Annotated in this window: 27 protein-coding genes; 15 read left to right on the top strand and 12 right to left on the bottom strand. The window is 73.3% G+C overall.

Features of this window, described 5'->3' with window-relative positions; translation table 11 throughout:
- The first annotated feature begins 47 nt into the window (after positions 1–47).
- From BGP03_RS04720 to BGP03_RS04755, 8 genes are all read left to right on the top strand, one after another.
- Complete coding sequence (locus BGP03_RS04720) at positions 48–1,286, top strand: cytochrome P450 (protein WP_296370205.1); 1,239 nt, start codon at positions 48–50, stop codon at positions 1,284–1,286.
- Complete coding sequence (locus tag BGP03_RS04725) at positions 1,286–2,509, top strand: cytochrome P450 (protein ID WP_298797364.1); 1,224 nt, start codon at positions 1,286–1,288, stop codon at positions 2,507–2,509. Before BGP03_RS04720 ends, BGP03_RS04725 begins: the two co-directional genes overlap by 1 nt.
- A gap of 13 nt (positions 2,510–2,522) precedes the next feature.
- Complete coding sequence (locus BGP03_RS04730; protein WP_296370203.1) at positions 2,523–3,296, top strand: glucose 1-dehydrogenase; 774 nt, start codon at positions 2,523–2,525, stop codon at positions 3,294–3,296.
- A complete protein-coding gene (locus tag BGP03_RS04735; protein WP_296370201.1) occupies positions 3,293–3,763 on the top strand; it encodes a VOC family protein in 471 nt (156 codons plus the stop codon). Before BGP03_RS04730 ends, BGP03_RS04735 begins: the two co-directional genes overlap by 4 nt.
- A gap of 11 nt (positions 3,764–3,774) precedes the next feature.
- Positions 3,775–3,978, top strand: coding sequence for a ferredoxin (locus tag BGP03_RS04740; protein ID WP_296370199.1), 204 nt, complete (start codon positions 3,775–3,777; stop codon positions 3,976–3,978).
- A complete protein-coding gene (locus BGP03_RS04745; protein WP_298797343.1) occupies positions 3,975–4,781 on the top strand; it encodes an SDR family oxidoreductase in 807 nt (268 codons plus the stop codon). The genes BGP03_RS04740 and BGP03_RS04745 overlap by 4 nt, the downstream gene beginning before the upstream one ends.
- Before the next feature lie 196 nt (positions 4,782–4,977).
- Positions 4,978–6,609, top strand: coding sequence for an FAD-dependent oxidoreductase (locus BGP03_RS04750; RefSeq protein WP_298797344.1), 1,632 nt, complete (start codon positions 4,978–4,980; stop codon positions 6,607–6,609).
- A gap of 117 nt (positions 6,610–6,726) precedes the next feature.
- Positions 6,727–7,233: a nuclear transport factor 2 family protein gene (locus BGP03_RS04755; protein ID WP_298797345.1), complete on the top strand. Its 507-nt coding sequence runs from the start codon at positions 6,727–6,729 to the stop codon at positions 7,231–7,233.
- A 25-nt stretch (positions 7,234–7,258) separates the two neighbouring features.
- Here the strand turns inward: BGP03_RS04755 and BGP03_RS04760 are convergent, their stop codons facing one another.
- Positions 7,259–8,446, bottom strand: coding sequence for a cytochrome P450 (locus BGP03_RS04760; protein WP_296370191.1), 1,188 nt, complete (start codon positions 8,444–8,446; stop codon positions 7,259–7,261).
- 164 nt (positions 8,447–8,610) lie between these two features.
- Between BGP03_RS04760 and BGP03_RS04765 the strand changes: the two genes are divergently transcribed.
- The 5 genes from BGP03_RS04765 to BGP03_RS04785 are packed head-to-tail and all read left to right on the top strand — an operon-like array spanning position 8,611 to position 13,376.
- Entirely contained in the window at positions 8,611–10,053 is a 1,443-nt protein-coding gene (locus BGP03_RS04765) for an FAD-binding protein (protein ID WP_298797346.1), read from the top strand.
- 8 nt (positions 10,054–10,061) lie between these two features.
- Positions 10,062–11,081, top strand: coding sequence for an LLM class flavin-dependent oxidoreductase (locus tag BGP03_RS04770; protein ID WP_296370186.1), 1,020 nt, complete (start codon positions 10,062–10,064; stop codon positions 11,079–11,081).
- On the top strand, positions 11,078–12,079 hold the full coding sequence (locus BGP03_RS04775) for a Gfo/Idh/MocA family oxidoreductase (protein WP_296370184.1): 1,002 nt from the start codon (positions 11,078–11,080) through the stop codon (positions 12,077–12,079). Before BGP03_RS04770 ends, BGP03_RS04775 begins: the two co-directional genes overlap by 4 nt.
- A complete protein-coding gene (locus tag BGP03_RS04780) occupies positions 12,076–12,429 on the top strand; it encodes an SDR family oxidoreductase (RefSeq protein WP_296370182.1) in 354 nt (117 codons plus the stop codon). Before BGP03_RS04775 ends, BGP03_RS04780 begins: the two co-directional genes overlap by 4 nt.
- Positions 12,430–12,479: 50 nt before the next feature.
- Entirely contained in the window at positions 12,480–13,376 is an 897-nt protein-coding gene (locus tag BGP03_RS04785; RefSeq protein WP_298797347.1) for a helix-turn-helix domain-containing protein, read from the top strand.
- Here BGP03_RS04785 and BGP03_RS04790 read toward each other — a convergent pair.
- The 3 genes from BGP03_RS04790 to BGP03_RS04800 are packed head-to-tail and all read right to left on the bottom strand — an operon-like array spanning position 13,264 to position 16,033.
- Positions 13,264–14,586, bottom strand: coding sequence for an MFS transporter (locus BGP03_RS04790; protein WP_298797348.1), 1,323 nt, complete (start codon positions 14,584–14,586; stop codon positions 13,264–13,266). The genes BGP03_RS04785 and BGP03_RS04790 overlap by 113 nt on opposite strands.
- A 5-nt stretch (positions 14,587–14,591) precedes the next feature.
- On the bottom strand, positions 14,592–15,356 hold the full coding sequence (locus BGP03_RS04795; protein ID WP_296370176.1) for an SDR family oxidoreductase: 765 nt from the start codon (positions 15,354–15,356) through the stop codon (positions 14,592–14,594).
- Positions 15,353–16,033 (bottom strand): ThuA domain-containing protein, encoded by a 681-nt coding sequence (locus tag BGP03_RS04800; protein WP_296370175.1) that lies wholly within the window; start codon positions 16,031–16,033, stop codon positions 15,353–15,355. The genes BGP03_RS04795 and BGP03_RS04800 overlap by 4 nt, the downstream gene beginning before the upstream one ends.
- Before the next feature lie 124 nt (positions 16,034–16,157).
- On the opposite strand from BGP03_RS04800, the gene BGP03_RS04805 reads away from it, so the two are divergent.
- Together BGP03_RS04805 and BGP03_RS04810 are read left to right on the top strand one after the other, a co-directional pair.
- Positions 16,158–16,949, top strand: a complete 792-nt coding sequence (locus tag BGP03_RS04805; protein ID WP_296370174.1) for an SDR family NAD(P)-dependent oxidoreductase — start codon at positions 16,158–16,160, stop codon at positions 16,947–16,949.
- Between the two features lie 2 nt (positions 16,950–16,951).
- Entirely contained in the window at positions 16,952–17,707 is a 756-nt protein-coding gene (locus BGP03_RS04810) for a TIM barrel protein (protein ID WP_298797349.1), read from the top strand.
- On the opposite strand, the gene BGP03_RS04815 is transcribed toward BGP03_RS04810, so the two are convergent.
- Genes BGP03_RS04815 through BGP03_RS04850 form a run of 8 tightly spaced genes read right to left on the bottom strand, consistent with a single transcriptional unit; the run spans position 17,691 to position 24,938 of the window.
- Positions 17,691–18,236 (bottom strand): hypothetical protein, encoded by a 546-nt coding sequence (locus BGP03_RS04815; protein ID WP_296370170.1) that lies wholly within the window; start codon positions 18,234–18,236, stop codon positions 17,691–17,693. The genes BGP03_RS04810 and BGP03_RS04815 overlap by 17 nt on opposite strands.
- The gene (locus BGP03_RS04820) at positions 18,236–18,940 is read right to left on the bottom strand and encodes an ABC transporter ATP-binding protein (RefSeq protein ID WP_296370168.1); all 705 of its coding nucleotides are present in this window, start codon (positions 18,938–18,940) and stop codon (positions 18,236–18,238) included. Before BGP03_RS04820 ends, BGP03_RS04815 begins: the two co-directional genes overlap by 1 nt.
- Positions 18,924–19,745 carry an ABC transporter ATP-binding protein gene (locus BGP03_RS04825; protein ID WP_296370166.1) on the bottom strand — a complete coding sequence of 274 codons (822 nt, stop codon included), beginning with the start codon at positions 19,743–19,745 and terminating at the stop codon, positions 18,924–18,926. The genes BGP03_RS04820 and BGP03_RS04825 overlap by 17 nt, the downstream gene beginning before the upstream one ends.
- Positions 19,742–20,824, bottom strand: coding sequence for a branched-chain amino acid ABC transporter permease (locus BGP03_RS04830; RefSeq protein WP_296370163.1), 1,083 nt, complete (start codon positions 20,822–20,824; stop codon positions 19,742–19,744). The genes BGP03_RS04825 and BGP03_RS04830 overlap by 4 nt, the downstream gene beginning before the upstream one ends.
- On the bottom strand, positions 20,817–21,680 hold the full coding sequence (locus BGP03_RS04835; RefSeq protein WP_296370162.1) for a branched-chain amino acid ABC transporter permease: 864 nt from the start codon (positions 21,678–21,680) through the stop codon (positions 20,817–20,819). Before BGP03_RS04835 ends, BGP03_RS04830 begins: the two co-directional genes overlap by 8 nt.
- Before the next feature lie 19 nt (positions 21,681–21,699).
- Entirely contained in the window at positions 21,700–22,917 is a 1,218-nt protein-coding gene (locus tag BGP03_RS04840; RefSeq protein WP_298797350.1) for an ABC transporter substrate-binding protein, read from the bottom strand.
- A 60-nt stretch (positions 22,918–22,977) separates the two neighbouring features.
- Positions 22,978–24,171: an alpha-hydroxy acid oxidase gene (locus BGP03_RS04845; RefSeq protein ID WP_298797351.1), complete on the bottom strand. Its 1,194-nt coding sequence runs from the start codon at positions 24,169–24,171 to the stop codon at positions 22,978–22,980.
- Positions 24,168–24,938, bottom strand: a complete 771-nt coding sequence (locus BGP03_RS04850; protein ID WP_296370159.1) for a class II aldolase/adducin family protein — start codon at positions 24,936–24,938, stop codon at positions 24,168–24,170. The genes BGP03_RS04845 and BGP03_RS04850 overlap by 4 nt, the downstream gene beginning before the upstream one ends.
- Positions 24,939–24,944: the final 6 nt, after the last annotated feature.

Below are 24,944 nucleotides of genomic sequence, written 5' to 3' on the forward strand. Positions count from 1 at the left end.
TGACCCTTGTTGGACGCCGTGGTCCACCGTCGACGCGGGAGCAGCACATGCGCGAATGGACAGTGCCGCCGCACATCGCGGGGATGACCCAGATCGAGAGCTACCGCGAGATCGACGAGATCCTGCGGTCCAAGGACTTCCGTCAGGGCTCGCACACCGAGAGCCTGCCGCTGTTCGCCGAGTCGCTCCTGCTGCTCGACGGGCCGGACCACCGGGAACGGCGACGCCTGGAGAACCCGCTGTTCGACCGGGCCGCACTGCTGTACTACGACCACGAGGCGCTCAACCCGGTCGTCGAGCAGATGGTGCGCGAGTGCTTCGACGGGAGCGAGCGCGTCACCGTCGACCTCGTCGTGCTGGTCAGGGCGATGCTGCACCGCATCGCCGCGGCCGTCACCGGCATCGACGGCGTCGACACCCCCGAGCGCACCGAGCGGTTCCGCTGGTTCGTGGAGCAGCTCGGCGCCGCGGCCACCGTCGAGTGGTCGACCGACGACCACGACACCGTGCTCGCCCGCGGGCTCGCGCAGCGGGACGCGTTCGTCGAGGAGTTCTTCGGCGCCTCCGTGCGCAGGCGGCAGGACGTCGTCGCGGCGTACCGGGCGGGCGAGCTCGCCCGCGAGGAGCTGCCCGTCGACCTGCTCACCCTGCTGTACCTGCACTGGGACCCGGAGTGGGACGAGCAGCTGCCCCTGCGCGAGGCCACCCTGTTCCTCGTGGCGGCCACCCAGACCACCACGCACACGCTGCCGCACGTGCTGATCCACTTCGACGAGTGGACCCGGGACCACCCCGAGGACGCCGGCCGGGAGCACGATCCGGAGTTCCTCCGGCTGATGGTCAACGAGTCGCTGCGGCTGCACCAGCCCGCCCCGACCCTGCTCCGCTACGCCACGCACGCGGTCACGCTCGCCTCGGGGCGGCGGATCGCCGAGGGCGAGCGGGTCGCGCTGCTCTTCACCCCGGCCAACCGGGACCCCGAGGTGTTCGGACCCGACGCGCAGACGTTCAACCCGCACCGCGGCAAGGCCGCCGGCGCGGGCGTGCGGCCCTGGGGGCTGACGTTCGGCGGCGGCGCGCACGTCTGCGTCGGCCGACCGCTGGTCACGGGCCTCGCCAAGCGCGACGGCGAGGCGCCCACCGAGGGCACGATGATGCGCATCCTGCGTGCGCTCTACGCGGCGGGGGTGCAGCTCGACCCGGCGAACCCGCCCGTGCCCACGGAGTCGAGCAGCCACGACACGTTCTCCAGCATGCCGGTCGTGCTGACGCGGCGGCCCGCGTGATGCTCGCCGGAACGTCCGCGCTGGCCGAGCTGGAGGCGTTCGCCCGCGGCGAGACCGCGCCCGACCCCTACCCGATCTTCGCCCGGTTGCGCGCCGAGGCGCCGGTGGCGTGGAGCGAGCCGTTGCAGGCGTGGCTCGTGACCGGCTGGGCCGAGGTGACGCGCGGGTTCAGGGACGCGGCCGCGTTCGTCCCGATCGCGGCGGGTGCGGGCAGCTCGGGCATCTACGGCCGCACGCTCCTGCACATGACCGGTGACGAGCACCGGCGCAAGGCCGCCATCGTCGCCCGCCGCATCCGCAACCGGCGCGAGCTGCGCGGGCCCCTCCGGGAACGGATCGAGGACCTGGTCGACGGCCTGCTGGCCGACGTCCCGACGGGCGCACCGGTGGAGATCCGCGCCGCGCTGACGACGCCCCTGCCGTTGACGGTGATCGCCGATCTGATGACGATGCACGACGCCGTCCGGTTCCCACAGTGGTACCACGACCTGGCGGGCGCCAGTGTCTCGAACGTCAACCGCGACCCCGCCGTGCACGCCCGCGGCGTGGCCGCGAAGGCCGAGATCGACGCCTGGCTCGACCCGGCCATCGCGGCCAAGCGCCGGGCACCCACCGACGACCTGCTCTCCGACCTCTGCACGCTGGAGTACGAGGGCGAGCGGCTGGCCGACGCCGAGATCCGCAGCAACTCCGCGTTCTTCCTGGCCGCGGGGATCGAGACGACCGACCGCGCGCTGGTCAGCCTGCTCGGCGTGCTCGCCACCGATCCCGGGCAGTGGGCGCTGCTGAGGGCCGACCCGACGCTCGTGGCGTCGGCGGTCGCGGAGGTGCTGCGCTGGAAGGCACCCGTCCAGGGCTCGGTACGGCAGGCCGCGACCGACGTGGAGCTGGGCGGGACCACCGTGCGGGCGGGGGAGAAGCTGATCCTGCTGCTCGGGGCGGCCAACCGTGACCCCGCGGTCTTCCCCGACCCCGACACCTTCGACGTCACGCGGTTCGCCGCCGGCCCTGATCCGCAGTTCACCCCGGCCGGACCCTTGCGCGCGTTCGGCGGCGGTGAGCACACCTGCACCGGCTCGCTGCTGGCGAAGCTCGAGATGGAGGTCGCGCTGGAACGGCTGCTGCGCGACGTCGTGCGGTTGGAGGTTTCCGGTGCGCCCCCCGCCGACGCCGGGTTCATGCTGCGCTCCGCGCCCGAGCTGACGCTCGTGCTGCACACCTGAGAGGACGACCGCCGTGGGCCGACTGGCCGCCAAGAGAACGTTGATCACCGGGGCCGGATCGGGCATCGGGCGGGGCGCCGCCGTGCGCTTCGCGGCGGAGGGCGCCTCGGTGATGTGCGCCGACCGCGACCCCGCGGGCGCCGAGACGACCGTCCGGATGATCGAGAAGGAGGGTGGCACGGCCGCCGCCTGCCGGGTGGACGTCACCGTCGAGGAGGACGCCGAGCGAATGGTCGCCGAGACCGTCGCCGCGTTCGGCGGGCTCGACGCGCTCTACGCCAACGCCGGCGTCTCCGGCGTCGGGACGGGCGCCGACACCACCCTCGACGACTGGCAGCGGGTGATCGCGGTCAACCTGACCGGTGTCTTCCTCTCCGACAAGTACGTGCTGCGGCACCTCCTCGTGCAGGGCACCGGCGGCTCGGTCGTCAACCAGGCCAGCGTCGGCGGGCTCGTCGGCGTGCCGGGGATCGCGCCGTACGCGGCGGCCAAGGCGGGCGTCATCGGGTTGACCCGGCAGCTGGCCGTCGAGTATGCGTCGGCGTCGATCCGGGTCAACGCGGTCTGCCCGGGCACCGTGCCGACCGCACTTGTCGTCGGCACCTACACCGAGCGCAACGGCCCGCTCGCCGACGACTGGCAGGCCGACCGGGCCCGCGACTACCCGCTGGGGCGCCTCGGCACCGAGGACGACATCGCCTACGCCGCGCTCTACCTCGCGAGCGACGAGTCGACGTGGGTCACCGGCCAGGTCTGGGCCGTCGACGGCGGGATCACGGCGGCATGAGCGACCTGCCGGATCGCTTCCGCCTCCTGCACCACGTCGGCATCCAGGTGGCCGACCTCGACCGCTCGCTCGCCTTCTACCAGGGCCTGCTCGGGTTCGAGCTGATCACGCGGCAGGTGCGCGGCGAGGCCTACGCGGGCGAGGTCGTCGGCTACCCGGGTGTGGAGCTGCACATCGCCCACCTCCAGCCGCCCGGCACCACCACCCGCATCGAGCTGACCGAGTACCGCGGCGTCGCGCGGACGCCCGTCGACACGTCCACGGCCAACCCCGGCACCGCGCACACCTGCTACGTCGTCGACGACGTGGACGCCGTGCACGCGGCGCTGCTCGCGGCGGGCGTCCGTGCGGTGTCGACCCGCGTCGTCGCGCCCGACGCCGGTATCGCCGAGGGCGGGAAGGTCGTCTACGTGCAGGACCCGGACGGTGTGCGGGTCGAGTTGCTGCAACCACCGCCCGCCCGATGAGAGGAGACGCCGTGCGCGTCCGGATCGACCAGGCGGCGTGCGCCGGCCACGGCCAGTGCGCCGCCACCGCCCCCGACGTCTACCAGCTCGACGACGACGGGTTCGTCCTGCCCGTCACGTCCGTCGCCGACTCCGAGCTCGCCAGGGAGCACGCCGTCGACGGCGCCAACGCCTGCCCCGAGAACGCCATCACGATCATCGAGGAGAGCGCGTGAAGAGCACACCGGGCCGCATCGACCTGGCCGGCAAGGTCGCCGTCGTCACCGGTGCCGGGCAGGGCCTGGGCGCGACGACCGCGGAGCTCTTCGCCGAGCTGGGCGCGCACGTCGTCGCCCTGGACGTCGACGGCACCGCCGCGGAGAAGGTGGCCGACGCCGTCGGCGGCCTGGCCGTCGAGGCCGACGTGACCTCGCCCGACGCCGTCGGTGCCGCCGCCGACGCGGTCCGCGCGGCGCACGGCCGCTGCGACGTGCTGGTCAACAACGCCGGCATCGTGATGTTCGAGCGGCTGGAGGACGTCGAGCCGGCGGCGTGGGACCGGATGGTGGCGGTGAACCTGCGCGGCCCGTTCCTGTGCACGCAGGCGTTCGGCGCACTCATGCGCGCGCAGGGCTCCGGCAGCATCGTCAACATCGCGTCGGTGGCGGGCTCGAGCCCGCAGGCGTTCAGCGGGCCGTACTCGGCCACCAAGGCGGGCGTCGAGATCCTCGCGCGCCAGGTGGCCGTCGAGTGGGGGCGGCACGGGATCCGGGCCAACTCGGTGAGTCCCGGGATCATGATGACGCCGATGGCGGAGGGCTTCCTGGCCGACCCGGACGTGCGGGCGGCCCGCGAGCGGTTCGTCGCCCAGCGCCGGATCGGTCATCCGGAGGAGGTGGCGAGCGTCGTCGCGTTCCTGGCCAGCGACGCGGCCAGCTACGTGACCGGGCAGAACCTGGTGGTCGACGGCGGGCTGCTGCAGATGGTGGTCCGGCTGCTGCCGCGCCCGGGCACGATCCAGGACGAGGAGGACGCTTGACAGTGACCCGGGAGGGCGCCGACATCATCGGCCTCGACGTCCGCCCGGACGTCGGCACGGTGCTGTACCCGATGTCCGCGCCTACGAGCGGGTCGACGAGACCCCCGACCGGGTGTCGCCGGGTTCGGCCGGGTCGACATCGTCGTCCCGAACGCGGTCGCAGCCGGCTGAGTCGACCTGTGGGAAGGGATCGGGTGTGAGGATCTGGAACGGTGAGCTCCACCCGGAGTTCGACGTCGTGGTGGTCGGGTCGGGCGCGATCGGGCTGACGGCCGCGCTGACCGCGGCCGACGCGGGCGCCCGTGTCGCCGTACTGGAGAAGGCGCGTTATCTCGGCGGCACGTCGGCGGTGTCGGGCGGGATGTTCTGGGTGCCCTGCAACCGGCGGATGGCGGAGCTGGGCCGCACCGACAGCCGCGACGACGCGCTGCGCTACCTGCGGGCGGTCACCGCCGGCCGGACGGCCGACGACGTGCTCGCGGCCATCGTCGACCGCGGCCCCGACATGCTGGAGTTCCTGGAGCACCGCGCCGGCCTGGTGATGGTGCCGATGGACAACTTCCCCGACTACCACCCGGAATGGGACGGCGCGCACCCCGGCGGACGCTCGCTCGACCCCGAGCTGTACGACCTCGCGCAGCTGGGGGAGCTCGCCGAGAGCCTGCGCCCGGACCTGCGGCTGCCGTTCACGATGCGCGAGTACGAGGAGTGGCGCATCTTCACCCGCTTCCCGATGGCGGAGCTGCAGGCGCGCGCCGAGCAGGGACTGGTGGCCCGCGGGCGCGCGCTCGTCGCGCCGCTGATCACGGCCTGCGTCGACGCCGGCGTCACGCTGGTCACCGAGTGCGGCGCCGAGCGCCTGGTCGTGGAGGACGAGCAGGTGGTCGGGGTCGTGGCCGACGGCTCGCGCCTGGCGGCGCGGGCCGTCGTGCTCACCTGCGGTGGGTTCGAGTGGTCGCCGGAGATGGTCGAGAACTTCCTCTCCGGCCCCGTCCAGGGCAGCTGCAGCCCGCCCCACAACACCGGCGACGGCATCCGCATGGCGTCGAAGGCCGGGGTGAAGCTGGGCTCGATGCGCGAGGCCTGGTGGGGCCCGATGGTGCTCGTCCCCGGCGACGAGACCGACGGCGCGCCGACCGCCACCCTGCTCCGGTTCGAGCGCACGGGGCCGCACACCGTGATCGTCAACCGGCACGGGGAACGGTTCGTCAACGAGGCCCACAACTACAACGACATGACCAGGGCGTTCCACCTGTTCGACCCGGGCGCCTACGACTTCGCCAACCTCCCCGCGTATCTGGTGTTCGACCAGCGCCACCTGGACGACTACGGCTTCCTGACCCACCGGTCGGGGCAGCCCACGCCGCCGTGGCTGACCACCGCGCCGACGATCGCGGAGCTCGCCGGCCGGCTGGAGATCGACCCTGCGGGCCTCGAGGCGACACTGGAGCGGTTCAACGCCGGCGCGCGCGAGGGCGTCGACCGCGACTTCCACCGCGGCGCGAGCGCCTACGACCGGTACTGGGGCGACCAGCATGCGGCCCATCCGGCACTCGGGCCGGTCGAGACCGCCCCGTTCTACGCGATCGAGGTCGTCTCCGGCGTGATCGGGACGAAGGGTGGCATCGTCACCGACGGCGACGGGCGCGCGCTCGACGCGTTCGGCGCGGTCGTGCCCGGCCTCTACGCCGCGGGCAACACGACCGCGCACCCGATGGGGCCCGGCTACCCGGGCGCGGGTGCCACCCTCGGCCCCGGCTCGACCATGGCGTACGCGGCCGGGCGCGCGGCGATCACGCAGCTCGGCCTCGGCGCCGTCACCGGCTGAAGGAGGACGTGTGGAATCGCAGGCCGAGCTGTTCATGAACGGGCGGTGCGGCCGCTCCCGTATCGACGACCACGGGCGGCCGGCCGCGCGGTCTGACGTCGGGGGAGGATCGCGGCGATGGATCTCGCCGAGCTGATCGCCCGCCAGGAGATCGGCGACGTGCTGGTGCGCTACTGCCGTGCGGTCGACCGCGGTGACCTGGAGCTGCTGCTGTCGGTGTACCACCCCGACGCCACCGACGACCACGGCATGTACTCCGGCAACGGCCACGAGTTCGCCCGCTGGCTCCTCGCGCAGCCCGGCCGCGAAGCGCTCGTCACCCAGCACCACCTGACGAACACCACGCTCGACCTGGACGGCGACCCGGAGATCGACACCGCCCGCGCCGAGACGTACTTCGTGGCCGTCCACCGCAGGCCGGGCCCGCCCGTGACCGTCGGGCAGTTCGGCGGCCGGTACCTCGACCGTCTGGAACGTCGCGCCGGCGTGTGGCGGATCAGCGCCCGCGTCGTCGTGCACGACTGGAGCCTGCGCGAGATCGAGGGCCCCGAGTGGGGTGGGCTCGACGCGTTCGCGCGCGGCGCGCAGGCGCCCGACGACCCGAGCCACGGCCTGTTCGCCTGAGCCGCGCCGGAGAACCCGGCGCGGGTCAGGCGTCGAAGACGACCGGGTAGCGGCCGAAGTGCTCGCGCGCGGAGTGCGGGTCCCGCTCGGCGGGGTCGGCCGGGTCGGGGCGGCCGCCCGCCTCGATCAGCGCGCCCAGCATGAGCGTGACGGTGCCGAGCACCTGCTCCCCGTCCTCACTGGACGGCACCCCACCGGCCAGCTCGGTGCCGATGCACGCGTGCATCCCGCCGCCGAAGGCGTGGCCCCAGCGCGGCACGTCGTCGGGCACCTCGCGGAGCGGGTCGTACTCCAGCGGCCGGTCGAACACCGCGGCGTCGCGGTTGGCGCCGGCGAGGTCCATGACGACGACGGTGCCCTCGGGGATCTCGGTGCCGCTACGCAGGGTGATCGGGGCGAGCGCGCGGCGCTGCGCCACCGGGCTCGCCGGGTGCAGCCGCAGCGACTCGTAGACGCAGTGCTGCAGCAGGGCCCCGTCGGTCGTCGCCCCGACGGTCGAGCCGGGCTGGGCGGCCCAGGTGAAGTAGTCGTGCGCGGCGTGGGTGAACGCGTTGGCGGTGCTGTGCGAGCCCGCCTGCAGGTAGAACGCGCACTCGCGGCGGATGACGTCGTCGTCGACGCCCAGCTCGTCGCGGTTGCGCAGGAGGGCGGTGAGCACGTCGCGCGGCAACTCGCTCTCGGTGAGCTCACCGGTGTCGAGCCGGGCGATGAGCGCCTGGCGACGGGCGATCGAGGGCTGCAGGAACGACACGTCGAACTCCGCGAGCGCGGCGCTCACCTCGGCCTGCACCTCGGCGGGGTCGCGTGTGGTGTGCACGAGCGTGGCGCCCTCGCTGAACTTCTTCGCGAAGCGGTAGAGCGCGTCCGTCTCCTCCGGGGAGCCGTGCGGGCGGTCGACGCCCGCCACCATCGCCGTCAGGTTCATGACGGTCCGGTAGCCGATCTCCACGAGGTCGCCGCGGCCGGCGTCGACGAACGGACGCAGCGTGTCGCGCACGACGTCGTGCAGGAACTCCCGCTCCCAGTGCCGGAACGTGCCGCGGCGGAACAGCCGGTTCTCCACGCGGCGGCGCACGCGGTGCTCGGCGCCGTGCAGCACGAGCAGGCAGTCGGCCATCACGAGCCCGCCCGCGTCGTACATGTCCTGCCGCAGGTCGTGCTGGCGGAAGGCGTCCCGGACGTCGGCGTACCGGTCGAGCGTGATCGTCTGCATGCTCCGCCTCGTTGCGCAGGTTGGGAGTGATGGTTCTAACGACGCTACCGCCCTGTCAGGGGTGAGTCCAGCGCCGAACAGCGTCGTCAGTCTCTTGACGCCGTCTCTCCTGCGCGGCAATGTCGTCGCCGTCATCGTGGCGCAGCTCACCGTGGAGGAAGCCAGTGACCGACCTGATCACCGACGTGGTCGTGCTGGGTACGGGTCCGGCGGGCATGGCCGCCGTCTCCGCCGCCGCGGCCGAAGGGGTAGAGGTCGTGGCCGTCGAGCCGATGCAGCACATCGGCGGCAACGCGGTGTGGTCCACCGGCTACCTCGCCTTCGTCGGCTCGGGCATGCAGGCCGAGCAGGGCATCGCCGACGACGTCGAGACGTTCGTGCGCGACGCGCGGCACATGGTCGACCTCGCGCAGGACTCGTTCGGCATCGTGTGGGACGAGGACATCGTCCGCCTCTTCGCCGCCGAGAGCGCCGAGACCTACCGGATCATCACCGAACGGGCCGTGCGGTTCTCGCGGTTCATCCCGCGCCCCCGTCAGCACACCGTCGACCGGATGGCCGCCATCGAGGACACCTGGATGCTCGCGCGGGCGTTCCAGCCCGACTTCGAACAGCCCACCGTCACGCCGCTGTACGGCCATCTCGGTCGCAGGCTGGTGACCGGGGAGGGCCGCGTGACCGGCGTCGTGGTGGCTCCCGTGGACGGTGGGCCCGAGTTCACCGTCACCGCCCGCTCGGCCGTCGTGCTCGCCGCGGGCGGCTACCAGTCCAACCCGCGGCTGCGGCTGCGCTACCAGCCGGAGTTCGTCGCGAACGGCCCCTACCTGGGTATCGACACCTGCAGGGGCGACGGTCATCTCATGGGCCAGGCCGTCGGTGGCGACCTCGTGAACATGACGTTCGTGCCGCCGCTGGTGATCGTCTCCTCGTCGGTGGTGGAGGACGCGATCGCGGTCAACGCCGCGGGGGAGCGGTTCCACGACGAGGCGGGTCCCTACGAGGAGCGCGTGGCCCGCATGCACGAGCAACCGCAGCGGCGCGCGCACTACGTGACGGACGCCGTGGTGGCGCAGGAGAAGGCGACGCTGCTCTCGCAGATGCCCGAGCCGTCCGTGGTGGCCGACACCCTGCCCGAGCTGGCCGCCCTGATCGGGGTGCCCGCCGCCGCGCTGGTCGCCACCGTGGAGCGCTGGAACGCGTTCCTGGCCACCGACGCCACCACCGACCCCGACTTCGGCCGGGTCGTGCTGCCACCCGGGCGGCGCCGTTGTGCGACCGGTCCGTTCACGGCCGTGCCGATGGTGGAGGGCATCAACTTCTGCTCCGGCGGCTTCACCACCACCACCGACATGCAGGTCGTCGACGTGTTCGGCGGACCGATCCCGGGCCTGTTCGCCGCGGGCGACTGCGCCGCCGGACTGAACTCGGTGGCCGATCTCGGCGGGATCCACATCAGCGGCGGCCTCACCCTCGGCCGGGTCGCCGGCCGCGCGGCCGCGCGCGGCGTGCACTCCACCGAGCGCCGAGCGGGCGTCCAGGGCCACGGCCTGCCCAGCATGCTCGACACCAGGATCGCCCTGGTCCACCTCCAGAAGACCCAGTCCTAGGAGCCCCGATGTCCGTAGGAGTGCTGTTCACGCAGGGCCTGGTCACGGGCGAGGTGCACCAGACCCTGACCGAGATCCTGGAGCAGGCCGAGGCGGCCGACCGCCTCGGGTTCTCCGCCGCCCTGACCACCGAGCACAAGTACTCCGACGAGTACTTCGGCTCACCGCTGCATCTGGCGTACGCGATCGCGGCGCGCACGCAGCGGGTGAAGGTGGGAACGGCCATCGCCATCGCCCCCCTCTACAACCCGGTCGAGCTCGCGCAGAACGCCGCCGTGCTCGACCAGCTCTCCGGCGGCCGCGCGTGGCTCGGCCTGGGCGTCGGGTACATGCCCGTCGACTACTCGACGGTCGGCGTGAGCTGGGACGACCGCGCCCAGCGCTTCGACGAGACGCTGCGCATCCTGCGTGCCGCGTGGACCGAGGAGCGGTTCTCCTTCGCCGACGCGATCTACGCGTTCGACGACGTCAGCGTGATCCCGAAGCCGAAGCAGGCGGGCGGGGTGCCGCTGCACCTGGCCGCGTGGACGCCCGGTGGCATCCGCCGGGCCGGGCGCCTGGGCGACGGCTGGATCACCAACGCGCTCATGTCGCTCGAGACCATGACCGCGATGGCCGGCCGGTACCGCGAGGCGGCGGCCGCCGAGGGCCGGGAGCCGCACGTCACGTCCATCCGCTTCTGTTGGCCCTACACCTCGCGGGAGGCGGCGCTGGAGAAGTTCGGCGACACGGCGCTGGCCATGGCCCGCACGCTGTTCGACTACGGCGCCATCACCGACCTGCCCGGGGTCACCGAGTCCTCCCAGATCACCCTGGAGGAGTTCGTCAAGGACCGGTTCGTGTTCGGCACGCCCGAGGAGTGCGTCGAGACGATCGGGCGCTTCCGCGACCAGGCCGGCGTCGACGACTTCCTGATGATCTTCCGTTACCCGACCGGGCCCGACCACCGGTCCGTCCTCGAGGCCATGGAGCTGTTCGGGACCGAGGTGCTGCCCGCGCTGGAGAAGACACCGGTGAGCGCCTCGTGACCCTGCGCGTCGGGGTGGTGGGGGCGAGCTACGCCGTGGGCACCCACCTGCCCGTCTACGCCGCGTCGGACGACGTCGAGCTGGTCGCGGTCGCGACGGCGCACGAGGACACCGCCCGGGCCGTCGCGGAACGGTTCGGGGCGCGCCCCCACGTGGGCTACGAGGCGCTGTGCGCCGATCCCGACGTCGACCTCGTCGACGTCGCGACGCGGCCGAGCCGGCACCGCGAGATGGTGGAGGCGGCGTTCGCCGCCGGCAAGGACGTGCTGTGCGAGGCACCGCTCGCCCCGTCCGTCGCCGACGGGGAGGCGATGGCGACGGCCGCCGCGTCCGCAGGCCGTTCCGGCTGGGTCGACATGCAGTCGCGGTTCTGGCCGGGACTCCAGGAGCTGCACCGGCTGGTCGACGACGGGTACCTGGGCACCGTCGAGAACGTCGCCGCCACGGCGTTCTACCCGACGTTCACCCGCCCCGAGGCGGTCGCGGGCTCGGGCTGGTGCGCCGACGGCGCCTACGGGGCCAGCGCGCTGCGCGTGCACGGGCTGCACACCGCCGACCTGCTGCGCTGGCTGTTCGGCGAGCTCACCGAGGTGCGCGGCAGCGCCGCGACCAGGCGCTCGGAGTGGCCGGGCGGCGTGCCCGCCACCAGCGCCGACAGCGCGGCGTACACGGCCAGGACCCCCGACGGCGCCGTCTGCTCGGTGCACGCGTCGTGGGTGGCGCGCCACGGCGAGGGCTGGCGGCTGGCGGTGCACGGCAGCGCCGGCACGCTCGTGGCCACCGCGGCGGGCCACACCGGCCACTTCCCGGTGACCCTGCGCGGCGCACGGGCCGACGAGCCCGCGTTGCTCGATCTCGTCGCGCCCGGCGACGAGCCCGCCACCACCCCGTTCGCCGAGCTGGTACGGCGTCTCGCCGCGGGTGGCGCCGGCGTGCCGACCTTCGCCGACGGCATCGCCGCACTGCGGGTGGCCGAGTCCGTGGAGGCCGCCGGATGAGCGCCCCGCCCGCGTTCGACCCGTCGCGGCCGACGCCGCCGGGTACTGCACCGCCTTCAGCCCCGGCACCGACGCCGGCGGGAACGAGGGCAACCACGACGCCGTGGTCGTCGCCCGAGGGCCGCGCCCAGACGGCCGCGGCCGAGCTGGGCGCCCGCTGGCTGGTCGCCGACCTGGCCGATCCCGAGGCCGCGGGCCGGTTCGTCGCCGTCACCTCGCTCGGGGTGCGCCGGTTGGGCGGCCCCGGGCAGTTCGGCCGCGTCGTCGCGTTCCTGTGCTCCGCACACGCCGACTACGTGACGGGCGCAGCGCTGCCGGTCGACGGCGGGGCCTACCAGGCGCTGCTCTGAGCGGTGGTGGGACGATGCACCCCGCGTACTCGGGTGGGAAGGCAGGGGACATGTCCCAGCAGAGCGTGATCGACGAGCTGCAGCGTCTCGGCATGTCCGGGTACGAGGCGAAGGCCTACGTGGCGCTGGTGGCGGCGGGCACGCCGCTGAACGGCTACGAGGTCGCGAAGCGCTCCGGGGTGCCGCGCAGCACCGTCTACGAGACGCTCGGCAAGCTCGTCGGGCGCGGGGCCGCCTACGAGGTGCGGGCGGGGGAGGCGAGCGTCGGCTACCTGTCGCTGCCGCCCACGGCCCTGCTCGACCGCATGCGCCGCGAGTTCGACCGCTCCATCGACGCGCTGCGCTCCGCGCTGCCCGAGGTGGCCTCCCCGCCCCAGGTGCGCCTGGTGCACAGCCTCTCCGACCGCCAGTCGCTGCTCGCCCGGGCGGAGGACGTGATCGCGGCCGCGCACACCGACCTGTTCGTCTCGGGCTGGCCGCAGGAGATCGCGCCGCTCAAGCCGCTGGTCCGCCGCGCCTCCGACGAGGGCGTGGACGTCTCCGTCGTGTCCTTCGGGGCCGACCCCGAGCCCGTCGGCAACACCATCGCGCACACGTTCTCCCAGCCCGAGGTGGTGCTGGAGAACCTCGGCTGCCGCCTGCTGGTGGTCTCGGCGGACCGCGAGCAGGCCGTGATCGGCGGCGTGGTCAACGGCGACGCGTGGGGCGTGTTCACCGACGACCCGGCCGTCGTGCTCGTCGCCGTCGAGTACGTCCGCCACGACATCGCGATGCACCTCATCGCGCAGAAGTTCGACATCGCCGACTTCGAGCAGTTCTGGACGTCCGACCCCGCTATCCGCCGGCTGCGTTCCGACCACGGGGCACCCGCTGCGGTGCTGCGCCGCGGATCCGGGAGCGCCGGGGCGCCACGCCGTCCGAAGCGCCGCCCGTCCGGTCCGAGCTGACGCCGGAGCCGACGGCCCGGCACCGGGTGAACGTGGCGGCGCCGCAGAGCACCAGCGCGAGCGACATCGTCCAGGCGGGGACGTAGCCACCGGTCGCGTCGACCACCGCGCCGAACACCGGGGCCCCGACCAGCGCGCCCACGTAGTAGCCCGCCATCGTCACGCCCGAGGCCCGGCCCACCGCGTGCGGTGCCGCCGCCACGACGGCGGCGTGCATGAGCCCGATCGCCGAGAGCTGCGCGACGGTCGCGACGACCACACCGGCGACCATGACGGGCACGCCCGCGGCGGTCCCGGCGACCAGGAGGGCCTCGCCCGCCGCCGTGCCCACACACAGCGTGACGACGGCCGGGATCCGGCTCCCACCGGCCGTCCGGCCGGCGGCGACGCGGTCGGAGCGCCGGGCCACCACCACCATCGCGACGACGGCCGCGACCGAACCGGCGGCGGTGACGCTGCCGGCGACCGGCAGCTCCAGGCCGCCCACCTCGTGCAGGTACGCGACCGTCCACGAGTACAGCGGCTGCGAGCCCGCCACGAGGCAGAACGCGCCGACCGGGAACCACAGGAAGCCGCGCGGGAGCACCCGGACCGGCGCGGCGGGGTCGGTCCGGCGCGGGGAGCGGCCGTCCGGGAGCACCCACAGCGCAGCCGCCGCGACCAGCAGCACGACCGGCACGGTCGCGAGGTACACCGCACGCCACCCGAAGGCCTCCCCGGCCGCGGCCGCGAGTGGCGCCGACACCGCGACGAGGACGGGCACGCCCGCGGTCTTCGTCGCGAGCGCCACCCCGTGCCCGCGCACCGGCACGGCGACGGAGACGGCCAGGTTCGTGCCGGCGTTGGTGAGCGCGTACCCGAACCCGGCGACCACGGCGCCCGCGAGCAGCACCGGGTAGACCGGGAACAGCGCGCCGACGACCAGCGCGCCCGCGACCAGCACCTGGTCCAGCGCGACCGCGCGGCGCGCTCCCATCCGGTCGGTCAGCCTGCCCGCGACCGGTGACCCGACGCCCGTCGCGCCGTAGAACACCCCGACGAGGATGCCCAGGGCCGTCCGCGACAGGTCGAGATCGGCCTGCAGCACCGGTGCGAGGAAGCCGGGGACGAACCCGAGGTAGGCACCCAGCCCGGTGGCGAGGGTGCTGACCGCGACGGTGGCCCGCGGGCGCAGGATCGTCCCGGGCGGGGCGGCCTCGGGCGGGGTCACCCGCGTCAGGCGTTCGTGACGCCGAGGGAGAGCCCGCCGTCGATCGTCAGCACGGCACCCGTGGCCCACTCGGCCTTCGCCAGGTACTCGACGGCCTCCGCGACCTCGTCGGGCGTGCCGCTGCGGCCCAGCGCGTGTGCGGTGTCCAGCCCGCGCATCCGCTCGGCCGCCTCGGCGTCGTCGAAGAGGCCGGCCCGCTGGTTGATCTCGGTGAGCACCCCGCCGGGGCGCACGCAGCTCACCCGCACCCCCTGTGGGCCCAGCTCGGCCGCCAGCACGCCCGTCAGGGCCTCCAGCGCGCCCTTCGTGGCCGCGTAGGGCGACGCGCCGGGGAACGCGCGCTGGGTGTGCACCGAGCCGAAGAACACGACGGCTCCGCGGCTCCGGCGCAGGTGCGACAGGGCGAGGCCGGTCAGCAGCATCGGCGCGATCGTGTTGGAGGTGAACACGTCGACGAGGGATGCCTCGTCGAGCTCGTCCAGCTTGCCCCGGTACATGTTCCCCGCTCCGTGCACGAGCAGTTCCAGCCCACCGCCGTGCTCGACGGCGGCGTCGAGCATCCGCTGCCTGTCCGCGGCCACCGAGACGTCGCCCGCGACGGCCAGCGCGCCCGGACCGGCCCGTTCGGCCACCTCGGCCACCCGCTCGGCCCGCCGGCCCGAGAGGGTCACGCGGGCCCCGCCGGCGACCAACCGCGCCACCACGGCCGCGCCGATCCCCGAACCGCCGCCGGTGACGAGCACGGACATGCCCTTGATCTCGCGGGTCACTGATCCTCCAGAAGCCAGGCGATGCAGCGGTCCAGGATCGCGCGGTGCTCCGGCACGGCGTAGGAGGGCGGGTGGTGGCCCAGCGCGTCGTAGACCACGCGCCCTCCGCCGTGCTCGCGCGCCCACAGCAGCGGCTGCCCGTCCGAGACGAGCAGCGGCTCCAGGTCGGCGGCGAGATCCAGCTCGCTGTAGCACTCGTCGACGATCGGGAAGCCGGACACGCCCGCGACGAACGGGTGCTCCGCCGCCGCGATCCCGACCACCATCTCCCCGAGCGGCGGGTGGAACGACGAGCCCCACCGCCACGCGCCACCCACAGCCGCAGCCCATTCCGGCCAGTCGTCGAAGCAGATCGCGGCGGTGTGCATCGCGAGCACGCTCCCTCCGCCCCGCAGGTGTGCCGCGAACGCGGCGCGGGCCTCGGGGGCGGGGCTCACGCCCTCCTGCGCCGCCCGGTCCCGGTAGCGGTCGGGCGTGCCGGGGCCGGCCATCGTCCAGCGCAGCGCGTTGACGACGAACAGGTCGGCACCGCTCAGCGCCCGGAACGCGGCGTCGACGTCCTCCTGCACCTCCGACTCGACCCCGTGGGCCGCCAGAACCTCCCGCAGACAGCTCGTGGTCGCCGGGAAGTCGTGGGTCGGACCCCCCGACAGGACGACCGCTCGTCGTGGCGCCACGGGGACCTCCTCGTCCGGAATCCATGTCCAGGGAATGGACGTTAGGAATCTAACGTCGCTTCTCTTCTCACAGCAAGCTCCGGGCAGTAGCGTCTCTCCCGGTACACCGATGAGGGGGCTGAGCATGACCCGATGGGCAGTGGTCACGGGGGCCGGGAACGGCATCGGCGCGGTGATCGCGCGACACGCCGTCAAGGCCGGCTACCAGGTCGCGGCCTGGGACGTCGACGGGAGCGCCGTGGCGGCGCTCGCCGACGAGCTGGGCGACGCGTGCGTCGCGTCCGCGGTCGACGTGACCGACGAGTCCGCCGTCGTCGCGGCGGTGGCGGCCCTGCCGGCCGCACCCGCGCTGGTGGTCAACAACGCGGGCGTCGTCCGGTTCGGGCCCCTGCTCACGCTCTCGGCCGCCGACTGGCGCACCGCCGTCGACGTCAACCTGACCGGGACGTTCCTCGTCGCCCGCACCGCAGCGGCGCGGATGATCTCCGCCGGCGGCGGTGCGATCGTCAACATCGCGTCGATCAACGGCATCGCGGCGGCCCCCAACGCCGGCGCCTACACCGCGTCCAAGGCGGCGGTGATCAAGCTGTCGGAGCACATGGCGCTCGAGTGGGGCCCGAGCGGCGTGCGGGTCAACACCGTCGCACCCGGTCTGATCAACGCCGGCATGTCGGAGCCGATCTTCGCCGACCCCGACGTGCGGGGCCGCCGCCAGGCCCGCGTGCCGCTGGGCAGGCTCGGCACCGCGGAGGACGTCGCCGAGACGGTGCTGTTCCTCGGCTCCGACAAGGCCGCCTACCTCACCGGCCAGACCATCGCCGTCGACGGCGGCATCACGATCAGCGCCCTGGACAAGATGCCCCGCCCGGCGAGGGTCGACTCGGTCGGGCTGGAAGGCGCCCGCGAGGAGGCCTGACGGTGTCCCACCTGCTGTCGCTCGCCGCGGGCTCGGTGCTGGACCTGGCACCCGGCGCGGTCCCGGGCTGCGCCGCCGACGCGGGGTACCCGCTCTGCGGTGTGCGGCTCGCCGACCCGGCACGCGAGGTCGCCGCGGTCGCCGCCGCCCTCGCGTCCACGGGTGTCGGGCTGCTGGACGTCGAGGTCGTCCGGCTGGGCCCCGGCCCGCTCACCGACGCGGACCGCGTGCTGGCCGCCGCGGCCGCCGAGCTGGGGGCCCGTTTCCTGCTCACCGTCTCGCACGACCCGGACGAGGCCGGCACCGTCGCGAAGGTCGCCGAGCTGGCCGCGCTGCTGGCCGGCACCCCGACCCGGGTCGCGCTCGAACCGATGCTGTTCACCGCGCTGCGCACCCGCGAGGACGCCGAACGCGTGGCCGGGGCCGTTGCGGGCACGGTCGTGCTGCTCGACCCCCTGCACCTCTACCGCGCCGGCACCCCGCTCGGCGCACCCACCGACCCGGCCCTGGTCGGGTACGCCCAGCTCACCGACACGGCCGCGACCCTCGCCCCGTCCGACCTCGCGCACGAGGCCCGGCACGAGCGTGTGCCCCCCGGTCTCGGCGTGCTGCCCCTGGCGACCTTCCTCGCGGCGCTGCCGACCGGCATCCCGCTGTCGGTCGAGGTGCAGTCCGACCACCTCGCCCGCGGGCTGGACCCGACCGCGCGTGCCCGCCGCCTGCACGCGGCGGCCGCCGCCGTCAGCGGGCCGTCGTGACCGTCCAGGTGCAGGGGTCCTCCGGGCGCTCGGGCGGGGTCACCCGCCAGGCGTCGCCGGCGTGGGCGGCGATGCTGCGCACGCAGCGGGCGCAGTAGCGGGGGCGTCCGCCCGGGACGCCCGGGACCTCGCCGTCCGCGACCGTCGTGACGTCCGGGTGTTCCCGCCAGTAGTGGCCGCCGCTGCCGCAGGCGTGCCGGAAGGTCGTGACCGGGCCGTCCACCTCGACGGTGCCGCGCGAGCCGTGCGCGCGCAGCAACGCCGCGATCTCGCCCGCGTCGACGTCCGTGCCGGACCCGACGAGGTCGTCGATGCCGACGGCGGTGTCGTCGATCAGGCGCGTGATCACCTCGGTGACGGACCGGCCGTCCGAGGCGACGTCCAGCAACTCGACGATCAGGGCCACGAGCCGGTCGTGGAGGCTCCGCCAGCGCCCGTACTCGGCGTCGACGAGCGCGAGCACACGCTCGTCGACCGGCGGGTCGACGGCGCGCAGCAGGTCCGGCAGCTGGGTCAGATGGGGTGCCATCAGCGCAGGTAGGACGCGACGAGCTCGTCGGAGTCGAGCAGCTCGGACGAGTCACGGGTGAGCTCGTTGCGGCCGCCGCGCAGGATGTACGTGCGGTCGGAGACCTTCAGCGCGGCCGCCTGCTGCTCGACGATCAGGAACGTCACGCCGGTGTCGCGCAGCTCGCGCACCACACCGAACAGGTCGCGCACGATCCGCGGTGCCAGCCCGAAGGACAGCTCGTCGATCAGCAGGAGTCGCGGCGCGCTCATCAGGGCGCGCCCGAGGGCGAGCATCTGCTGCTGCCCGCCCGAGAGCGACGACGCGGACTGCGCCAGGCGCCCGGCCAGCTCCGGGAAGAGGTCGAGCACCCGGTCGCGGTCGGTCCTGGCGGTGGCCGCCGACACGCGCCGGGCCGAGAGGCCGAGGTCCAGGTTCTCCCCGACGGTGAGGGTCTGGAAGATCCCGCGCCCTTCCGGCAGCTGGCAGAGCCCCAGGCGGGCGCGCTTGTCGGGCGTCAGCCGACCCAGCTCCCTACCGCCGAAGGTGATCCGGCCCGACCAGAGCGGCAGCACCCCGGACAGCAGCCGCATCAGCGACGTCTTGCCGGTGCCGTTGGGCCCCAGCACGGTCACGATCTCGCCCTCGGCGACGGTCAGCGAGACGCCGTGCAGCACCTCGAGGCTCCCGTAGCCGGTTCGGGCCTGATCAATCTCCAGCAGCAAGGTCGGCTCCCAGGTAGGCCTCGACGACGACGGGATCGCGCAGGACGTCCTTCGGTGCGCCCGACTGGATGATCCGTCCGAAGTGCAGGACGGCGGCGGTCGGGCACAGGCGCGTGATGAGCTCCAGGTCGTGCTCGATGATGAGCACCGCCGCGTCGGGACGCTCGCGCAGCCAGCCGTTGAGGCCGTCGACGAGGTGGTCGACGTCCTCGGCGCCCAGGCCGGCGGCGGGCTCGTCGAGCATCAGCAGGGCCGGGTCGTTCAGCAGCGCCCGGGCCACCTCGATGATCTTCTGGCTGCCGATCGGGAACGCGTTCGCCGGCCGGTCGGGGTGCGCACCCAGGCCGAGGGCGTCGAGCAGGTCGTAGGCGCGTTCGCGCTGCTCCCGCTCGTCCCGGCGGGCCGAGGGCAGGCCGAGGAGCTCCGCCAGGTGTCCGCGGCGGAAGTGCCGGGAGCCGCCGACCATCACGTTCTCGACGGCCGACAGGTTGGGGATCAGCCGCGGGGTCTGGAAGGTGCGGGAGACGCCGCGGCGGGCGACCCGCGCGGGGGAGAGGCCGAGCACGCTCTCCCCGCGCAGCGTCACGTCCCCGGCGTCGGGCTGCAGGTAGCCGGAGACCACGTTGAGGCAGGTGGTCTTCCCGGCGCCGTTGGGCCCGATCAGGCCGGTGAACCCGGGCCGCACGGCCAGCGTGACGTTCTCCAGCACCGTGTTGCCGCCGAACGACTTGCCCACGCCGGTGAACTCGACGACCGGGGTGTCCCCGGCGTGCCGGGGCACGGTCTCCGGTGCGGTGGCCGTCATGACGTCTCCTCGGTGGAGGCCCGCCGCCGGTACAGCCGCTGCGCGAACCGGGAGCTGCCGAGGGTGCGGAAGAGTGAGGTCAGCCCGCCCGGCAGGAGGGCGATGACGACCATCAGCACGATGCCGTAGGCGATGGCCTGCGCGTCGCCGAGATCCTGGAAGAACTCGATCAGCACGATCGCGAACGCGGCCCCGATGAGCGGGCCCCACAATGAGCCCGCACCGCCGACGAACACCATGACCAGCATCGGGACCAGCAGGTTCATCTGGAACATCGCCGGGAAGATGAAGGTCTGCAGCTGCGCGTAGAGCGTGCCCGCCACCGCCGCGACGAACCCGGAGAGCGCGAACGCCACCAGCCGGTACCGCAGCGCCGAGACGCCCAGCGAGCCGGAGAGCTGGCCGAGGTCCCGCACCGCCTGCAGCGTCCGGCCGAACCGGCCGACGAGCGCGCGGCGCACCAGGAAGAACATGATCGCCGCGACGGTGAGCACGATGAAGTAGGTCGATGCGGCGTCGTTGATGCCCGGCAGGGCGAAGACCTGCACGTTCATCCCGCCGCCACCACCGGTGATCGGCGCCGCGAAGTTCAGGAGCTCGACGATCGCCATGCCCAGCGCCAGCGTGGCGATGGCGAGGAAGAACCCGCGCAGCCGGATTGCGGGAAAGCCGATCACCACCGCGAGCAGCGCGGCGGCGATGCCCGCGAGCGGGATCGTCACCAGGAACGGCACACCGGCGGCGACCGCGACCGAGCTGCCGTAGGCGCCGACGGCGAACAGCGCCGCGTGCGCCAGGCCGATCTGCCCCGACCAGCCGACGAGCAGGTTGAACCCGAGCGTCGAGACCGCGTAGACGAGCGTGAGGCTGACGACGAACACGACGTAGGTGTTCGAGACGAACGGCAGGGCGAAGAGCAGGACCAGCGCCACGATCGCGACGATGCCCTTGCGCAGGCCGGAACCGCGCCGCGCCGCGTGTCCCGCGGCTCCGTTGGCGGTGATGCCCGCCGTGACCGCGGCCGGCAGGGCCGATGGCGCCTCGGCGGGCGCGGCGGGCTGCGTGGTCAGCTCAGACATCGCGCAACCTCATCCCCTTCGTGAAACCGTCGGGCCGCAGGACCAGCACCAGGAAGACCACCAGCAGCGCGACCGAGAACTGCGCGGCCGTCGAGATGTAGGTCCCGACGAGCTGCTGGATGATCCCGAGCACGAGCCCGCCCGCGAACGTGCCGAACAGGGAGGTGAACCCGCCCATGGTCGCGGCGACGAACCCGTAGATGATCAGCGACGCGGGGGTGAGCGTGGAGACCAGCGCCGACTGCGCCTGCAGCATCACGGTGACGGCCGCGATCAGCCCGCCGACGCCCCACGCGATCGCCGAGAGCCGTCCCGCGTTGACCCCGACCAGCCGGGCCGTGGCGCGGTTCTCCGCGACGGCCCGCATCTGCGCCCCCACCGGGGTGGTGAAGAACGCGCTGATCGCGACCGCGCCGAGCAGGCCGACGACGATCGAGACGATCTGCGAGACACCGATCGCGACACCGCCGCCGACCTCGATCGCCGCGCCCGTCCACGGGGCCCGGAAGCTGCGGGGGTCGTGCCCCCAGACCAGGCCGGTCAGCGCGGTGAGTGCCAGCGAGAGCCCGATCGTCATGAGCAGCAGGGGGAAGTGCCCGTACTTCGCCAGGCGGCGCATCAGGGCGACGTCGATGACGACACCCAGCAGGATGCCCGTGACGAGCGTGGTCACCACCGCCAGCCAGAACGGGACACCCGCTCCGGCCAGCGATATACCGACATAGGTCGCGACGAGACCGATGTCGGCCATGGCGAAGTTCGGCACGTCGGCCGCCTTCATGACCACGACGATCGCGAGGCCGAGCAGGGCGAACCAGCTCCCGGACTCGAGCCCGCTGACGAGTGTCTGCAACACGTGAGATACCTCCTGCGGCTCAGGTCCCGGATCCCTCGGGCGCCATGAACGGCTGCTCGACGACCCACTTCCCGCCGGTGTACTTCGCGATGCCGGCCTGGCGGGCGCACGTGTGGCCGGTCGGCAGGGGGCCGCACTGGATGTCGGGGATCGACCCGAGCTTGATCGGGTTGCTCGCGAGGCCTTCGGCGGTCCTGGTGAAGTTCGCGTAGGACACGTCGTCGCCCATCCGCTTCACCAGCTCGGCGAACGCCATGACGTAGCTGTAGGTCTGCAGTGAGAAGCCGCTGGTGCCCTGGTCGCCCTGGTACTTCTGGGCCAGCGAGCGCCAGTGCTCGACGGCGGGGTTGTCGGTCGAGACGGTGTCGGACTGCATGCCGCCGAGGAAGCCCTCGGCCGCCGCACCGGCCGGCTTGACCGTGCTGGGGCCACCGGTACCGGCGGCACCCTGGTCGGCGAACACCGGGCCGGTGAAGCCCTGGGCGCGCAGCTGCTTGAGGATCAGCGCCGAGGACGTGTTGTCCTCGGCGAGCAGCACGGCGTCGGGCTTCTGCGCCATCACGTTGTTGACCGCCGAGCTGACCTCGGTGCTGCCCGTCTGCGTGGTCTCGTTGGCCACGACCTGCATGTCCGGGTGCTTGGGCATCTGCGTGTCGAGCGCCAGCTTCGCCGAGACCCCGAGGTCGTTGTCCTGCCGGATCACCCCGAGGCGCTTGGCGCCCTTCTTGGCGAAGTAGTCGATCGCGACCTGGTCCTGGCTCGCCCGGGTGGCCGAGAGCAGGTAGACCTCGCTCTGCTTCGGGTCCGCGGGGGAGATCGGGCCCCACATCGGCGTCTTGTTCTGGGCGAGGAACTGCCACGTGCCGGGCAGGCCCTGGGATCCCGCGGGCGCCACGATCGCGTAGACCTTCTCCTGCGAGACCAGCCGCCGCACGTTGGTGACCACGCGGTCGGGCGTGAAGCCGTCGTCGAGGATGATCGCGTTCACCTTGCGGCCGTTGATGCCGCCCCGGGAGTTCAGCTCGTCGACGGCGATCTTGATGCCGGCCTGCAGGCCCTGCCCGGAGACCGCGGCGGTGCCGGTGAGCGGCAGGGTGGCGCCGATCGTGATCTGGTCCTTCGTGATCCCGGGCGGCGGGGCGGAGTCCGATGATCCCGAGCTGGCGACGTTCCCGCACGCCGTGGCGAGCAGGGCCGCGGCCGCTGCCACCGCGATCAGGAGGGGGTTGCGAAGCATCGGGACTCCTCGTCGAGTCAGTGTGACGTGGGCGACTCGGGGCAATCTATGGCGAGAGATTTACGTCGTCAAGAGACTAACTACGCCCGATGCGAAATCGCGACTGAGTGCGGTCTCGTCGAGGCTCGCCACGCCGGGCCGTCCGATGAGGGCGAGAGTGCGGTCGATCTCGTCGCGCAGGATCTCCAGGACCCGTTCGACACCGGGGGTGCCGCCCGCCGCGAGCCCGTAGACCCAGGGCCGCCCGACGAGACACGCCTTGGCGCCGAGCGCGAGGGCCTTCACGACGTCCCCGCCGCGCCGGACCCCGCCGTCGAGCAGCACGTCGGCGAGGTGGCCGACCTCGGCGACCACCTCGGGCAGAGCGTCGAGCGCCGCCGGTACCGAGTCGGCCTGGCGCCCGCCGTGGTTGGACACCGCGACCCCCTGACAACCGGCCTCGACGGCCAGCCGCGCGTCGTCGGCCGTCATGACGCCCTTCAGCAGCACCGGACCGTCGAAGCGGCGGATCATCCACTCCAGGTCCCGCCAGGTGGTCGCGGGGTTGAGCAGGCCGTTGGTGTGGGCCGCCAGACCGCTGGTGCCCCTCGCGTCGGGCATGAGCCCGACGAAGTTGGCGTAGGTCGGCCGCGGGTGGGAGAGCAGGCCCGCGAGCCACGCCGGGTGGCGCACGAGGTCCCAGCCGGTGCGCGGGCTCACCTCGGGTGGCACGGTGAGCCCGTTGCGCAGGTCCTTCTCCCGGGCACCGACGACCGGCACGTCCACGGTCACGACCATCGCCTCGTAGCCGCTGTCCCGCGCGCGGCCGATGAGGTTCTCGACGGTGCGCCGGTCGCCCCACGGGTAGAGCTGGAACCACTGGGGCGACGTGACCGACGCCGCGACGTCCTCCAGCGACACGCTCGACCCGGAACTCTGCACCGACACGGTGCCGAAGCGCTCCGCGGCGGCCGCGGCGGCCAGTTCGCCCTCGTGGCGCACCATGCGCATCAGGCCCGTCGGGCCGAGCACCACCGGTGTCGCCAGCTCCCGGCCCAGCACCGTGACCGCCTGCGGCCGCTCGCTCACGTCCACGAGCACCCGCGGGCGGAACGTCAGCCGGCGGAAGGCGGCCTCGTTGTCGTCGCGGGTCAGCTCGTCCTCCGCGCCGCCGTCGACGAAGTCGAACACCATGCGCGGCAGCCGCCTGCGCGCCGCGGCGCGCAGGTCGGCGATGGTGACGGCCCCGCCCCGCCGGCCTCCGGGCACCGTCATTCCCCGCGCAGTGTTGCGAACAGGTCGGGGTCGCTGCGCAGGAGGCGGCGGTAGTTCGCCTGCCACATCTGCTCGCGGAAGGCGTTCTTCAGGTAGGCGTGGCGGTAGTTCTCCGCGATGTGGCGCGGCAGCGGCTTGCCGCCCACGGCCATCGCCGCGAGCTGGTAACCGGCACACAGCTCCATGACCAGCGCCTCCATCGTGACCCGCTCGAGCGTGTCGCCGACGTGCAGCGAGCCGTGATGGCCCATCAGGAGTGCCTTCTTGCCGCCCAGCGCGGCGACCATCAGCTCGCCCTCCTCGTCGGGAACGAGGTCCGGGTCGTCGATCCACGGCACGACCTCGTCGAGCAGCAGTGCCGCGTAGTCGTAGTACACGCCGAACGGCTCGTCGGTGGTCGTCAGCACCGACATGTTCTTCGCGTGCGTGTGGATGACGCAGTTGACGTCCTCGCGCGCCGCGTAGATCGAGGCGTGGAAGTTGATCCCGGGCGACGGCGGGATCGGCCCGGACTCGATCACGCGCAGGTCGAACCCGACCTTGCTGACGTGTTCGGGCAGCGTCTCGTCGAAGTACTGGAAGGGCGTGACGAGGAACGCCTCCTCGCCGGGCACGCGCAGGCTGACGTGCCCGCCGACCTGGCTGTCGAGCCCCTCGCGGTGCAGGATCCGCCGGGCGGCGGCGATCTGGAATCGCGGGTCGCTCTCGCTGATCACGGCTCGGGCGGCTGTGCCGTTCCCCGGGGCAGCGTCGTCGGTGACGGTCATCGGCTC

The sequence above is a fragment of the Pseudonocardia sp. 73-21 genome (assembly GCF_001899645.1).
Lineage (GTDB): Bacteria > Actinomycetota > Actinomycetes > Mycobacteriales > Pseudonocardiaceae > Pseudonocardia.

Bases quoted from the DNA above. Each gene is read 5' to 3' on its own strand.
- BGP03_RS04720 (WP_296370205.1), top strand. From the start codon at position 48: ATGCGCGAATGGACAGTGCCGCCGCACATCGCGGGGATGACCCAGATC.
- BGP03_RS04725 (WP_298797364.1), top strand. From the start codon at position 1,286: ATGCTCGCCGGAACGTCCGCGCTGGCCGAGCTGGAGGCGTTCGCCCGC.
- BGP03_RS04735 (WP_296370201.1), top strand. From the start codon at position 3,293: ATGAGCGACCTGCCGGATCGCTTCCGCCTCCTGCACCACGTCGGCATC.
- BGP03_RS04755 (WP_298797345.1), top strand. From the start codon at position 6,727: ATGGATCTCGCCGAGCTGATCGCCCGCCAGGAGATCGGCGACGTGCTG.
- BGP03_RS04760 (WP_296370191.1), bottom strand. From the start codon at position 8,446: ATGCAGACGATCACGCTCGACCGGTACGCCGACGTCCGGGACGCCTTC.
- BGP03_RS04770 (WP_296370186.1), top strand. From the start codon at position 10,062: ATGTCCGTAGGAGTGCTGTTCACGCAGGGCCTGGTCACGGGCGAGGTG.
- BGP03_RS04780 (WP_296370182.1), top strand. From the start codon at position 12,076: ATGAGCGCCCCGCCCGCGTTCGACCCGTCGCGGCCGACGCCGCCGGGT.
- BGP03_RS04785 (WP_298797347.1), top strand. From the start codon at position 12,480: ATGTCCCAGCAGAGCGTGATCGACGAGCTGCAGCGTCTCGGCATGTCC.
- BGP03_RS04805 (WP_296370174.1), top strand. From the start codon at position 16,158: ATGACCCGATGGGCAGTGGTCACGGGGGCCGGGAACGGCATCGGCGCG.
- BGP03_RS04815 (WP_296370170.1), bottom strand. From the start codon at position 18,236: ATGGCACCCCATCTGACCCAGCTGCCGGACCTGCTGCGCGCCGTCGAC.
- BGP03_RS04825 (WP_296370166.1), bottom strand. From the start codon at position 19,745: ATGACGGCCACCGCACCGGAGACCGTGCCCCGGCACGCCGGGGACACC.
- BGP03_RS04830 (WP_296370163.1), bottom strand. From the start codon at position 20,824: ATGTCTGAGCTGACCACGCAGCCCGCCGCGCCCGCCGAGGCGCCATCG.
- BGP03_RS04840 (WP_298797350.1), bottom strand. From the start codon at position 22,917: ATGCTTCGCAACCCCCTCCTGATCGCGGTGGCAGCGGCCGCGGCCCTG.
- BGP03_RS04845 (WP_298797351.1), bottom strand. From the start codon at position 24,171: ATGACGGTGCCCGGAGGCCGGCGGGGCGGGGCCGTCACCATCGCCGAC.
- BGP03_RS04850 (WP_296370159.1), bottom strand. From the start codon at position 24,938: ATGACCGTCACCGACGACGCTGCCCCGGGGAACGGCACAGCCGCCCGA.